10 protein-coding genes, 2 tRNA genes and 1 other RNA gene are annotated in these 13,036 nt (G+C 74.7%); 12 read left to right on the top strand and 1 reads right to left on the bottom strand.

All coding sequences use genetic code 11. The annotated features are described in order from the left end of the window. Positions 1-93 precede the first annotated feature (93 nt). Positions 94-1,863 (top strand): radical SAM protein, encoded by a 1,770-nt coding sequence (locus ANAEK_RS18610; protein WP_012527675.1) that lies wholly within the window; start codon positions 94-96, stop codon positions 1,861-1,863. A gap of 49 nt (positions 1,864-1,912) precedes the next feature. Here the strand turns inward: ANAEK_RS18610 and ANAEK_RS18605 are convergent, their stop codons facing one another. Next, positions 1,913-4,768: an Ig-like domain-containing protein gene (locus ANAEK_RS18605; protein ID WP_012527674.1), complete on the bottom strand. Its 2,856-nt coding sequence runs from the start codon at positions 4,766-4,768 to the stop codon at positions 1,913-1,915. Between the two features lie 254 nt (positions 4,769-5,022). Here ANAEK_RS18605 and tadA point away from each other — a divergent pair, with 254 nt between their 5' ends. From tadA to ANAEK_RS18555, 11 genes are all read left to right on the top strand, one after another. After that, on the top strand, positions 5,023-5,505 hold the full coding sequence (gene tadA / locus ANAEK_RS18600; protein ID WP_255344370.1) for a tRNA adenosine(34) deaminase TadA: 483 nt from the start codon (positions 5,023-5,025) through the stop codon (positions 5,503-5,505). Between the two features lie 50 nt (positions 5,506-5,555). Continuing rightward, positions 5,556-5,646 (top strand) — tRNA-Ser (locus tag ANAEK_RS18595). Positions 5,647-6,110: 464 nt separating this feature from the next. Continuing rightward, positions 6,111-6,200, top strand: a tRNA-Ser gene (locus ANAEK_RS18590). Positions 6,201-6,268: 68 nt separating this feature from the next. Then, positions 6,269-6,362, top strand: an RNA gene (ffs, locus tag ANAEK_RS22705) — signal recognition particle sRNA small type. Between the two features lie 55 nt (positions 6,363-6,417). Continuing rightward, a complete protein-coding gene (dnaX, locus tag ANAEK_RS18585; RefSeq protein WP_012527672.1) occupies positions 6,418-8,223 on the top strand; it encodes a DNA polymerase III subunit gamma/tau in 1,806 nt (601 codons plus the stop codon). Further along, entirely contained in the window at positions 8,223-8,534 is a 312-nt protein-coding gene (locus ANAEK_RS18580; RefSeq protein ID WP_012527671.1) for a YbaB/EbfC family nucleoid-associated protein, read from the top strand. Before dnaX ends, ANAEK_RS18580 begins: the two co-directional genes overlap by 1 nt. Before the next feature lie 2 nt (positions 8,535-8,536). Next, complete coding sequence (recR, locus tag ANAEK_RS18575) at positions 8,537-9,133, top strand: recombination mediator RecR (RefSeq protein ID WP_012527670.1); 597 nt, start codon at positions 8,537-8,539, stop codon at positions 9,131-9,133. Positions 9,134-9,273: 140 nt separating this feature from the next. Further along, positions 9,274-9,753, top strand: coding sequence for a roadblock/LC7 domain-containing protein (locus ANAEK_RS18570; protein ID WP_011422682.1), 480 nt, complete (start codon positions 9,274-9,276; stop codon positions 9,751-9,753). A gap of 2 nt (positions 9,754-9,755) precedes the next feature. Then, entirely contained in the window at positions 9,756-10,343 is a 588-nt protein-coding gene (locus ANAEK_RS18565; RefSeq protein ID WP_011422681.1) for an ATP/GTP-binding protein, read from the top strand. A 258-nt stretch (positions 10,344-10,601) separates the two neighbouring features. Beyond that, on the top strand, positions 10,602-12,152 hold the full coding sequence (locus ANAEK_RS18560; protein ID WP_012527669.1) for a tol-pal system YbgF family protein: 1,551 nt from the start codon (positions 10,602-10,604) through the stop codon (positions 12,150-12,152). An 87-nt stretch (positions 12,153-12,239) separates the two neighbouring features. Then, positions 12,240-12,920: a uracil-DNA glycosylase gene (locus ANAEK_RS18555; RefSeq protein ID WP_012527668.1), complete on the top strand. Its 681-nt coding sequence runs from the start codon at positions 12,240-12,242 to the stop codon at positions 12,918-12,920. Positions 12,921-13,036 lie beyond the last annotated feature (116 nt).

The raw sequence follows: 13,036 nt of genomic DNA, 5'->3' as shown, positions 1-13,036 counted from the left end.
TCGCGGGATTCTAGTACGACCCGCCCGCGGGTGGGCGCCGCGCACGCTTTGAACGTGGCACGGCCCCCATGGTCTGCTTAGACAGGACCGGCCTTGGAACGCGAGCAGCCGACGAGGGAGCGGGGGACCATCCGCAAGGAGCCCGGCGGGCGCCTGGGCGTCGCCCTCGTGTACCCGAACGCCTACCGGCTCGGGATGGCGAACCTCGGCTTCCACGCGGTGTACCGGCTGTTCAACGCCGACCCGGGGGCCGCCTGCGAGCGGGCGTTCCTGCCGGAGGACGGGGGCGAGCCGCGGACGGTCGAGTCCGGCCGGCCGCTGCGCGACTTCGACGTGGTGGCGTTCTCGCTCTCCTTCGAGGACGACGACGCCCACGTCCTCGAGCTCCTCGACCGCGCCGGCCTGCCGCTCCGCAGCGCGGATCGCGACGAGCGCCACCCGCTCGTGCTCGGGGGCGGCATCGCCGTGCAGATCAACCCCGAGCCCCTGGCGCCGTTCTTCGACGCGTTCCTGGTGGGCGAGGGCGAGGAGCTGGTCGGGCCGTTCCTGGCGCTCGCCCGCGCCGCCCGCGAGGAGCGGCCCGCCCGCGCCGAGCTGCTCCGGCGCGTGGCGCAGCTGCCCGGCGGCTACGTGCCCGGGCTGTACGACGTCGAGTACTCCGACACGCGGGATCCCCGCGACGCCTGGGTCACCCGCTTCGCGCCGCGCGAGGGCGCGCCGGAGCGCGTGCGGCGCTGCTACGTCCCCGATCTCCGCCAGGTGCCCACCTCGCGGGTGGTGGACAGCCCCGACGCGCAGTTCGGCGACCTGTTCCTCACCGAGGTGGCGCGCGGGTGCCTGTGGGGGTGCCGGTTCTGCGCGGCCGGCTTCGTGCAGCGCCCGTACCGCGAGGTGGACCTGGAGCGGCTCCGCGCCGAGGTGCGCGAGGGGATCGCCCGCGGCCAGCGCATCGGGCTCATCGGCCCGGACACGAGCGACTACACCGGCCTCGACGCGCTCACCTGCTTCATCGGCGAGCAGGGCGGCACGTTCAGCCCGTCGTCGCTGCGCGTGGACGCGATCACCGCGCCGCTCGCCCGGCGCATGGCCGAGGGCGGCGAGCGGTCGATCACCATCGCGCCCGAGGCCGGCACCGAGAAGATGCGCCGGGTGATCAACAAGGACTTCACCGACGACCAGATCGTCCAGGCGGCGGAGAACGCGCTCTCGCAGGGGATGCAGCACGTGAAGATGTACTTCATGTGCGGCCTGCCCGGCGAGACCGACGACGACGTGCTCGGGATGGCGCGGATCGCGGTGCGCATCCGCGAGGAGGTGATGCTGCCGTGGGCCCGCAAGCGCGGGCGCATGGGACGCATCTCGCTCTCGGTGAACCCGTTCGTGCCGAAGCCGTGGACGCCGTTCCAGTGGCTGCCCATGCACGACCGCAAGTGCCTGGAGGCGAAGCGCAAGCTGCTGGAGCGGACGCTGCGGCCGCTCGGCATCGACGTGGACTTCTTCAGCCCGCGCGAGGCCTACCTCCAGACGCTGCTCTCGCGCGGCGACCGGCGGGTGGCGGACCTGCTCGAGCTGGCGCACCGCGAGGCCGGCGGCGACCTGCGCAAGGCGCTGGCCCGCTGGCCGCACGACCCGGACTTCTTCGTGCTGCGCGAGGCCGGCGTCGAGGAGACGCTGCCCTGGGACTTCATCGACCAGGGCCTCGAGAAGCGGTTCCTGGCCCGCGAGCTCCGCCGCGGCGTGGGCTCGAAGCTCACGCCCAAGTGCGCGGTGGACACCTGCCGCGCCTGCGGCCTCGACTGCGCCGACCACCCCGAGCTCGAGCCGGCGGTGGTCCAGCTGGCCGCGCCGGCCCGCCCCGCCTGATCGGCGCGCCCGCCCGGGCCCGCGGACGGGCCCGGAGCGGGTGGCGCGATCAGGGCGCCGGCGGCGGCGCGGTGCTGGTGCCGGTGAGCGGCAGCAGGATCCCGAGCGGCAGCGGAGCGTCCACCGTCCAGTCCACCTCGCTCGTGCCGACGTCCGGCTCGGTGGCGGCGGTGAGCGTCACGCGCGCGCCCACGCCGCAGGTGAAGCCGTCGATGCGCGCCACCATCCGGCACGGCCCGACGCTGTCCGCCGGGCACCGCGTGCCGCAGCCGTTCGCGGCGTTGCACGGCTGGTAGGTGAAGTCGAGGCCGCGGCCGTCCGGGTAGGCGTCCAGCCCGCGGTACGCGGCGGAGATCTTCGACGGCTCGCGCACCGTGACGGCGTAGGCGGTGCCCTCCGGGAGCAGGTTGAGGTTCACGTCCGACGCGAACACGGCGTACGACGCCTGGGTGGGCGGGTCGCCCGAGGTGAGCGCGAAGGGCGGGGGCGCGGCGGTGGGCGTGCACGCGCTCGCGCCGCCCGGGGGCATCGCGGCCCAGCGGGTGCCGAGCAGGCCGGCGCCGCCCGGCGCGGCGGTGGGCGGCAGCGGCGCGCCGGTGAACAGCACCACCGTCTGCGTCCAGATCTTGGTCGCCGCGTCCCAGCGCCCGTTCGCCGCGGTCCAGTCGCCCGAGGCGTCCACGTCCACGAACGCCTCGCCCGGATCGTGCTGCCCGTCGTCGTCCGCGTCCACGAACGGCTCGGGCAGGTCCACGAACGGCTCGCCGGCGTCGTACCGGCCGTCGCCGTCGAGGTCGGTGAACGCCTCCTCGCCGTCGGCGACCGCGATCACCGAGACCACGCCGTCGCGCGGGTTGTGCGTGCGGGTCCCGCAGGCGTCGGCGTACGTCACCGACGGCTCGCCGGCGCGCGGCGCCACGTCCTCGGGCAGGTAGCCGCCCAGCGTCGCGAACAGGCCGGACGCGAGGCCCAGCTCGCGCTGCGCCGCCGGGTCCATGCCGGGCTCGAGGTCCGGCGTGGTGCGCGCCAGGGTGGCGCGGCTCGCCTCGGAGTGGAACGTCACCGCGGTCGCCCGCCCGAGCACGTTCTGGTAGCGGTCCTGGAGCACCGCCACGCAGGTGAACGCCGCGTCCACCAGCGACGCGCCGCAGTCGGTCTCGACGAGCGCCTCCACGTTCTGCGGGCTGCAGACGATCGTGAACGCGCCCGCGCTGGGCCGGGCGCCGACGACCGGCACGCCGGGCTGGAGCGCGACCGAGCGGGTCTGGCCGCCGGCGGTCGCGGTGGCGGTCAGGGTGAGCGTGCCGGCCACCGTGCCGGACTGGAGCGTCACGCGGGCCTGGCCGAGCGTGTCGGGCGGGGCGCCGCCGGAGGTGGTGGCGGTGCGCACCGCGCTGCACGACGGGCCGGCCACGGCGCAGGCGATCGCGCCGTGCAGGTCGGAGCCGCCCAGTCGCGGGTGCTCCAGGTAGACCTCCAGGTCGTCCGGGTAGGCGAGGCCGTCGTCGCCGATGAGCGTGAACGTGACCGCGTTCGACTCGTTCCAGCCGGAGTCGCGCACGCCCATCACCGGCCAGGCCGGCGCGGGCTGCGCCGAGATCTGCGCCAGCGCCGGCATGCGCACCGAGGCCGTGGTCTCGACCGGCGCGGCCGCCAGCCGGGCGGTGAGGCGCGCGGTGCCGCCCTGCGCGGCGGAGACGAAGGTGGCCGCCGCCACGCCGGCGCCGTCGGTGGTCACGGTCACGCTCGCGGCCGGGCCGGCCTCGGCCTGGAACGCGCCCAGCGTGGTGGACAGAACCACCTGCTCGCCGGCCGCGGGCACGCCGTCGCGCGCGAGCGTCACCGTGACGGCGGTGGTGGCGCGACCGTCGGCCGGGATGCGGGCGCGCGCCGGGGCGAGCCCGAGCGCGACCCCGGACGCGAGGTCGGTGCAGCGGTTGTTGCGGCAGGCCCAGCGCGCGCCGGCCGCGGCGTCGCACGGCTGCCCGTCGCAGGCGGCCTCGGCGCAGTCCACCCGGCCGTCGCAGTCGTCGTCGAGCCGGTTCGCGCAGGAGACCTCGGCCGTCTCGGTGGCGTCGCAGGCCACCGGCGCGCAGGCGCCGGCGGCGCACGCGCCCGCCCGTCCGTCGGCGGTGGCGCAGGTGGCGCCGCCGCAGTCGGCGTCCTCGCAGTCCACCCGGCCGTCGCAGTCGTCGTCCCGCCCGTCGCCGCAGGCGACCTCGCTGGCGGACGCGGGCGTGCAGACGCACGTGCCCTGGGCGCAGGCGCCCACCGCGCCGCCCGCGGCCAGGCAGCGGCGCCCGGCGCACCCGGTGTCGGCGCAGTCCACCCCGCCGTCGCAGTCGTTGTCGCGCGCGTCGTCGCAGGCGGTCTCGCCGCCCACCTGCCCGGCGTCGGGCGTGCAGGTGCACGCGCCCCCGGCGCAGGTCCCCACCGCCCCGGTGCCGGTGCGACAGGTCGCGCCCGCGCACTCGGCCGCGGCGCAGTCCGCCGCGGGGTTGCCGGCGTCCGGCACGCCGTTGTCGCAGACCTCGGCGCCGACGAACGTGACCTGCGCCAGGCCGTACGCCAGCGACGCGTCGGAGGCGGTCACCGACACCGGCCCCCAGCACGTCGGGTCGAGGCGCTGGTCGCAGGTGACGAGCGTGAGGTCGCCCTCGGCCGCGGCGAGCGTGGCGGTGCTGGTGCCGGTGCCGAGGAACGTGCCGCGGCTCGCCACCACCGCGACCGGGCCCTTGCCGGCGCGCACGTGGACGGTGACCGTCGCCGCACCGTCCGCCTTCACGACCGCCGGCGTGGCGGTGACCGTCACCGGCAGGGCGACCGGGGTGTCGTCGCCGCCGCCACCGGAGCAGGCGGCCGCCGCGAGGAGCAGGGCGAGCATGGGACGGCGGGTGGGCTTCATGGATGGCTCCGGTCGGCGAGGGGTGGCGACGGCCGGCCTTCGCCGGCGGTGACTGCGACGTTTGGTGAACGTGCTCCACACGACGGAACGCCGGCGCGCGCGGACGTGACCGCAAGTGGAGGCCGGGCGCGCGCGTCCGGACGCGGCGTGCGGGTCCGGCCGCCGACCCGCGGGGTTCACCTCGGGTGCGCGGCGACCCCTGCGGCGCCGCGGCGCGCGTGCGCGGGCGGCCGGCGTCGCGGTATGTAGGGCCCGTGGACGAGCGCGAGGCGATGCAGGAGGCGCTGGGGCTGGCGCGCGAGGCGGCGGCCCGCGGCGAGGTGCCGGTCGGCGCGGTGGCGCTGTTCGAGGGTCGCGTGGTCGGCCGCGGCGCGAACGCCCGCGAGGCGGCGCGCGATCCCACCGCCCACGCCGAGCTCCTCGCCATCCAGGAGGCGGCGCGCACCCTCGGGCGCTGGCGCCTCACCGGCGTGACGGTGGTGGTGACGCTCGAGCCCTGCGCCATGTGCGCCGGCGCCATGGTGCTCGCGAGGATCGACCGGCTGGTCTACGGGGCGAGCGATCCCAAGGCCGGCTGCACCGGCTCGCTGCAGGACCTCTCCGCCGACCCCCGGCTGAACCACCGCTTCCCGGTGGAGCGCGGCCTGCTGGCCGAGGAGTCCGGCGAGCTCCTGAGAGCCTTCTTCCGGGCCCGCCGGGGCGCCGGGAACGGAAACGGCAACGTCGGCGAGGGGTAGGCGAGCCTTCCCCCTTGGCACGCCCCGGGAGATCGGTTAAACCCGCCCGCGGAGAGCTGGCCGAGCTGGTCGAAGGCGCCTGACTCGAAATCAGGTGTACCGGCAACGGTACCGGGGGTTCGAATCCCTCGCTCTCCGCCAATTTGGACCGAACGATCGCGGCGAGGCTCGCCTCAGGGCGTTCACAGCAGAGGCCGGACGAGCGGTCGGGAAGCGGGGGAGCGCAGGTCCCAGAGCGAAGCGAAGGGGGCCGAGCGCTCCGGACGAAGTAGAACCGCGGCAGTGCCCGCGGACGAGACGAAACGCGGGACGCCCGCGGATGAGACGAAACGCGGGACGCCCGCGGATGGCTTCTGAAGCAGTAACCTCAGCGAGCGCAGGCCCACGCGGATGAGCGTGGGCCGGAGCGAGCAGGGGGTCTGGGGGAGCGCAGGCTCCCCTTGCGAAGCGCGGAGCAGTTGGGCGCTCCGGAGGATTTGGAGGGAAGAACCTTCAGCGAGCGCAGGCCCACGCGGATGAGCGTGGGCCGGAGCGAGCAGGGGGTCTGGGGGAGCGCAGGCTCCCCTTGCGAAGCGAAGGGGAGCCGAGCACTCCCCCAGGTATAAGGAGAGGTGACCGAGCGGTTGAAGGTGCACGACTGGAAATCGTGTGTACCGGGAACGGTACCGTGGGTTCAAATCCCACCCTCTCCGCCAGCATTGCAGGTCCCAGGACGTTAAGAAGGTGGGACCCGCGAGCCGGCGCCAAGCCGGGCGAGCCGGCCCAGAATCCTCGGGCGACGTGGGGGCCATCGAACCCCGCCAGGCCCGGAAGGGAGCAACGGTAGGTGGTCCTCCGTGCGCCCGGGGATTGTGGGCCGGCTTTTTTTGCTGGAACGTGAGGCGCGCCAAGCCCCCGCGGTGACCGATCCCAATGGCTTACCTCGTCCTCGCCCGCAAGTACCGGCCGCAGCGCTTCGGCGAGATGTCCGGCCAGGAGCACGTGGTCCGGACGCTCTCGAACGCGCTCAAGACCGGCCAGCTCGCCCACGCCTTCCTGTTCACCGGGCCGCGCGGCGTCGGCAAGACCACCACCGCCCGCCTGGTGGCGAAGGCGCTCAACTGCGAGAAGGGCCCGACGGCCGAGCCGTGCGGCGTCTGCACGCCCTGCGTCGAGATCGCCGAGGGCCGCGCGGTGGACGTGGTGGAGATCGACGCCGCCTCCAACAACGGCGTGGACAACGTCCGCGACATCGTCGAGGCGGTGAAGTACCGGCCCGCCCGCGATCGCTTCAAGGTGTTCGTGGTGGACGAGGTCCACATGCTGTCGCAGGGCGCGTTCAACGCGCTCCTGAAGACGCTGGAGGAGCCGCCGCCGCACGTGAAGTTCGTGCTGGCCACCACCGACGTCCACAAGGTCCCCGAGACCATCCTCTCGCGGTGCCAGCGCTTCGACTTCCGGCGGCTGACCCTTCAGCAGATCGCCGACCAGCTCGCCAAGGTCGCGGCGGAGGAGGGGATGCGGCTCTCCCCGGCCGCGCTGGCGCTGGTGGCCCGGCAGGCCGAGGGCGGCATGCGCGACGCGCTGTCGCTGCTCGACCAGGTGCGGGCCGCCTGCGGCGACGCGCCCGGCGACGACGCGGTGGCGGAGGCGCTCGGCGCGGTGGACGCGGCCGCGGTGTCGCGCATCGCGGGGGCGCTGGTCGGCCGCGACGGCGCCGCGCTGCTGCGCGAGATCGAGGCGCTCCACGACCGCGGGCTCGAGGTGAAGCGGCTCGCCGAGGAGCTGGTCCGGCACCTGCGCAACGTGGTGGTGGCGAAGCTCGTGCCGCAGGCGCCCATCGACCTGCCCGACGCGGAGCTCGCCGAGGTGCGCGCGCAGGCGGCGGCCGCCGACGCGGCGCAGCTCACGCGGCTGTTCGACCTGGCGCAGCGCGCCGTGGTGGACGTGAAGCTCGCCGAGCAGCCGCGCTACGCGCTCGAGGTCGCGCTGCTGGAGGGCGTGTTCCTCGCCCCAGGCGCGCAGGTCTCCGAGCTGGTCGCGCGCGTCGAGGCGCTCGCCCGCGGCGCGCCGCTCCCGCCGCCCCGCGCCGCCGGCCCGGCCACGCCGGCCGCACCCGCCGCGCCGCCCTCCGGCTCCGCGCCGCCGGCCCCGCCCGCCGCGCCGACCCGCGGCGCCGCCGCCGCCTCCGGCTGGCGCGACCTCCCCGCCTTCGGCACGCCCGGGTGCGCCGCCGGCTCGGCGCCCGCCGAGCCCGAGCCCGAGCCCAGGCCCGCGCCGCCGGCGCCCGCCGCGCCCGCGGCCGACCCGGGCGCGGCCGCGAGCGCCGCCGATCGCTGGCGCGCGGTGGTGGAGCAGGTGGAGCAGGAGAGCCCGACCGCGGCCGCGTCGCTCAAGCAGGCGGCGCTGCTCGGCCTCGGCGAGGGCGAGGTGCGCGTCCAGCTCCCGCCCGGCTTCCACGCGCAGAGCGCGGAGCGGAAGCGCGGCGACATCGAGGCCGTGTTCGGCCGCTTCTTTGGGCGCCCCACCCGGCTGGCGCTGACCGTGGCCGCCCTGCCGGCGGCGCCCGCCGCGGCGGCGGCGCCCCCCGGCGCGGCCGCGCCGTCGATCGCCGCGAGCGACGCCGCCGAGCGGATGGCCCGCTCGGCCAGGGTGCGCGAGACCGCCCGCGCCCACCCCAACATCCAGGAGGCCGTCCGCGTGCTGGACGGCGCCATCGACCGGATCGAGGAGCTGTGATGGACATCCAGTACCTGATGCGCCAGGCCAAGAAGCTGGAGAAGGCCATGGCGGACGCGAAGGAGAAGCTCGCCGAGATCGCCGTCGAGGCCGAGAGCGGCGGCGGGCTCGTCAAGGTCGCCATGAACGGAAAGTGCGAGATCACCCGGCTCACGGTGGACCCGAAGGCCATCGACCCGAACGACAAGGCGCTGCTCGAGGACCTCGTCACCGCGGCGGTGAACGCGGCGGTGGAGAAGGCGCGCACGGCGGCCGACGAGTCGATGAGCAAGGCCACCGGCGGCATCAAGATCCCGGGCATCGCCGGCTGATCATGGCCGTCGCGGATCCCATCGCGCGCCTGGTGAAGGAGCTGGCGAGGCTCCCCGGCATCGGGGAGAAGACCGCGCAGCGCCTGGCGTTCCACATCCTCAAGGCCGGCCCCGGCTACGCGGGCGACCTCGCCGCGGCCATCGCCGGCGTGGTGCGCGACGTGCGGCTGTGCTCGACCTGCCAGACGCTCACCGACCAGGACCCCTGCGCGATCTGCCGCGACCCGGAGCGCGACGCCCGGACGCTGTGCGTGGTCGAGGGCGTGCCGGACCTGCTGGCGGTGGAGCGCACCCACGAGTTCCGCGGCCGCTACCACGTGCTCCACGGCGCGCTGTCGCCGCTCGACGGCGTCGGGCCGTCCGACCTGAAGATCCGCGAGCTGCTGGTGCGCCTGGAGCGCGAGCCGGCCGACGAGATCGTGGTGGCGACGAACCCGGACGTCGAGGGCGAGGCCACCGCGCTCTACCTGACGAAGCTCCTGAAGCCGATGGGGCTCAAGGTCACGCGCATCGCCCAAGGTGTTCCCATGGGCGGGGATCTCGAATACGCTGATCAGGTGACGCTGGCCCGCGCGCTGGCCGGCCGCCGCGAGCTCTGAGCGCGACGGGCGCCGGTCCCGGGCCGCGCCGCATCGCCTCCCCGGTGCGATATCGCGCTACACGCGCCGGCCCCGATTGAACGCGGCACGGTTCCCTGGTATTCGCCCATCACTCGGATCTTCGCGGAGAGCGACGGCCCATGAATTCCGGCTTGGTGATGTACGAGGAGGAGTTCCGGCTCATCGCCGGGATCTGCGACCGGCTCACGCGCGACGCGAACGCCAAGGTCGTCTTCCTCGTCGACAAGAACGGCCAGCTCATCGCGTCGAGCGGGCAGGCGCAGAACCTGGACACCACCTCGCTCGCGTCCCTCACCGCGGGTAACGTCGCGGCCATGGGCGGCCTCGCCAAGCTGATCGGCGAGAAGGAGTTCCCGAACCAGTTCCACGAGGGCGAGAAGGAATCGCTCCACATGAGCATCGTGGGCGGCCGGGTGGTGCTGGTCGTCATCTTCGACGCGAAGAGCTCGCTCGGGCTCGTGCGCCTCCGGGTGAAGAAGGCCGGGGAGGAGCTGGCCCGCGTCTTCGACGCGCTGGCCAGGAAGCAGGCCGCGCCGGGCGCGGCGAGCCCGTTCGCCGAGATCACCGACGACGACATCGACAATCTGTTCAGCGAGTGATCATGAGCTTCATCAACTACAGCTCGCGCGAGATCAACTGCAAGATCGTCTACTACGGGCCCGGCCTGTGCGGGAAGACGACGAACCTCCAGTACGTCTACGCGAAGACCAACCCCGACGCGAAGGGGAAGATGATCTCGCTCGCCACCGAGACCGAGCGGACCCTCTTCTTCGACTTCCTCCCGCTGTCGCTGGGCGAGATCCGCGGCTTCAAGACCCGCTTCCACCTGTACACGGTGCCGGGCCAGGTGTTCTACGACGCCTCCCGCAAGCTGATCCTGAAGGGCGTGGACGGCGTGGTGTTCGTGGCCGACTCGCAGATCGAGCGCATGGAGGCGAACCTCGAGTCGGTCGAGAACCTCCGCGTGAACCTGGCCGAGCAGGGCTACGACCTGAACAAGATCCCGTACGTGGTCCAGTACAACAAGCGCGACCTGCCCAACACCGCCACCGTGGACGAGCTCCGCCGCCTGCTCAACCCGCGCGGCGTGCCGGAGTTCCAGGCGGTCGCCCCGACCGGCGTGGGCGTGTTCGACACGCTGAAGTCGGTCGCGAAGCTGGTGCTCACCGAGCTGAAGAAGGGCGGGTAGCCCGCACCCGCACCCGCGCGCCCGCGCGCAGCGACCCGGGCGCCGCGACGCGCGCGGCCGACGTGCGCCCGCGCGGGCCGCGCGCCCCCCAGCGGACACGACATTAGTTCTGGCGGTGCGCGCCGGGATGGCGTATTTGCTCGGGATTCCAACCGTTCGACCGGTCGACCACCGGCCCGCCCGGTTGAGTGCGAGTGCGACGTGCGCCGCCCACGGCATGCGACGGGGCGAGCGAGACACTGGAACGAGGTGCTCAACATGACATCGAAGATCCGGATGGCGGCCCTCCTGCTCCTCGCGACCGCGTGCGCCACGGGCGGCGGCGCGGCCAGGGGGCCGTCGGAACGCTTCAAGCAGGCCGACGAGAAGATGCCGGGCGCGAGCGCGATCCAGGAGGACGCCGAGCGCGCCTTCTACTCCGACGTGCTCGACCACAAGCGGCGCGGCGACATCGCGGCCCAGGCCGGCAACATGGACCAGGCCCGCGCCGAGTGGGCGACGGCCGCCGAGGGGCTCGGCAACTTCAACGACCGCTTCGGCGCGAACGAGTACCAGATCCCGATCCGCTACAACGCCGCCGAGCTGTTCATGCAGGCGCAGCAGTGGGAGAAGGCGGCGCAGGCGGCCGAGCGGACCTCGGCCGATCAGCACGCCGGCCCCAAGACCAAGGCGATCGCGGGCCACCTCGCCGCGCAGGCCTGGCTCATGGCCGCCAACGCGGACGTGAAGAGCGGCAAGCTCGAGCCCATCAAGCTGGCCTACGTCGAGCAGCGCAAGGGCGAGGCGCTGAAGCCGCGCACGCCGCCCGGCGCCTGGAAGCGCTTCGTGGACACGACCGACGTGTACCTCGCGAACATCGACGCCGACCCCGAGCAGCAGAAGCCTGCCGCCGAGCGGCGCCTCGTCCCGGCGCAGCAGCTCGCGCTCATCGCCGCCGAGGTGCAGTACGCGTTCGACAACATGGAGGAGGCGCGCCGCCGGTTCGAGGTGGTGCTGCAGCGCTGGCCGGACGACGCCGACGTGGTCGAGGCGGCCGCGCCGCTCTACCTGCAGACGTTCGCGTTCGCGAAGGACGCCGCCGGGCACGAGGCCGCCACGAAGCGCGTGCGCGACCTGGTGACCGCCCAGCAGCAGAAGGCCACCGACCCGAAGGCCAAGGCGTCCTACGAGAAGGTCCTCCAGGACCTCGGCCGCTCCGAGGCCGGCGCCCGGTTCGCCGAGGCGCAGAAGCTGCTCGAGGCCGGCAAGGCTGCCGACGCCGCCAAGGCGTTCGAGGCGCTCGCCGCCGATCCGTCGAGCGGCGACGTGGCCGGCGCGCTCCACAACGCCGCCATCGCCTGGGACAAGGCCGGCGACGCGGCCAAGGCCAGCGCGCTCCGGCAGCGCATCCTGAAGGAGTTCCCCGAGTCGAAGGTGGCGCCGCAGAACGCGCTGCTGCTCGCCGCGCAGCACTCGAAGAAGGGCGACCACGCCGGCGCGGCCCGCATGTACTCCGAGTTCGTGGAGAAGTGGCCGGGCGATCCGAACCGCTGCGTGGCGCTCCAGAACGTCGCGGCCGAGCTCGACACCGCGAAGAAGACGGCCGACGCCGCCGAGCGCTACCTGGTGTTCGGCAAGGACGCCACCTGCGCCAAGGGCGACCCGAACTTCGCCGCCCGCGCGCTCTACCGCGCCGGGACGCTGTTCTCGTTCGCGAAGAACAACGCCAAGGCCCAGGAGGCGTTCGCGGCCGCGGTCGCCGTGCAGGGCGTCACCGACACCGTGGCGAAGAGCCAGGTGGAGGACGCGAAGCGGCGCCTGAAGAAGTAGCGGCGCCGGGCGCGAGCCCACGAATGGACGCGGCCCGGCCGGCGGACGAACCCGCCGGACCGGGCCGCACCTTTTCCACCCTCCCGCATGGCCGACACGCTCTCCGCCGTCGCCGCCGAGGTCGTCCGCTGCCGCGCCTGCCCGCGCCTGGTGGCGTGGCGCGAGCAGGTCGCGCGCGCGAAGCGGCGCGCCTACCGCGACGAGGTCTACTGGGGCCGGCCCATCCCCGGCTTCGGCGACGCCCGCGCGCGCATCGCGCTGGTCGGGCTGGCGCCGGGTGCGCACGGCTCGAACCGCACCGGGCGCATGTTCACCGGCGACCGCTCCGGCGACTTCCTGTACGCGGCGCTCCACCGGGCCGGGCTCGCCAGCCAGCCCACCTCGCGGGCGCGCGACGACGGCCTCGCGCTCGACGGCGCCTGGATCACCTCGGCCTGCCGGTGCGCGCCGCCCGACAACCGGCCCAGCCCGGACGAGCTGGCGCGCTGCGCGCCGTTCCTCGACCGCGAGCTCGCGCTGCTGCGCCCGCGGGTGCTCGTCGCGCTCGGCTCGGTCGGGTGGGACGCGATCCTGGCCGCGCTGCGGCGCGCCGGGCGCGAGGTCCCGCGCCCGCGGCCGCGCTTCGGGCACGGCGCCGAGCTGCGCCTCCCCGGGCTGCCGGCGGTGCTCGGCTGCTACCACCCCTCGCAGCAGAACACGCAGACCGGCCGGCTCACCCCGGCCATGATCGACGCGGTCCTCGCGCGCGCGGTCGCGCTGGCGCGCTGATCGCCGATCCCGGCGCGAGCGCCGGCGTCCGGTGCGGCCGCGTGCCGGCCGCGGCGGACGTTCCCCGGACCGGCCGCGCCGCGGCGCGCGGCCCGGACCCGCGGATCCACGGCGCG

The organism is Anaeromyxobacter sp. K, from assembly GCF_000020805.1.
GTDB lineage: Bacteria > Myxococcota > Myxococcia > Myxococcales > Anaeromyxobacteraceae > Anaeromyxobacter > Anaeromyxobacter dehalogenans.
Note: the sequence above shows the minus strand (reverse complement) of the source record. Positions and strands in the feature narration are given on the sequence as shown.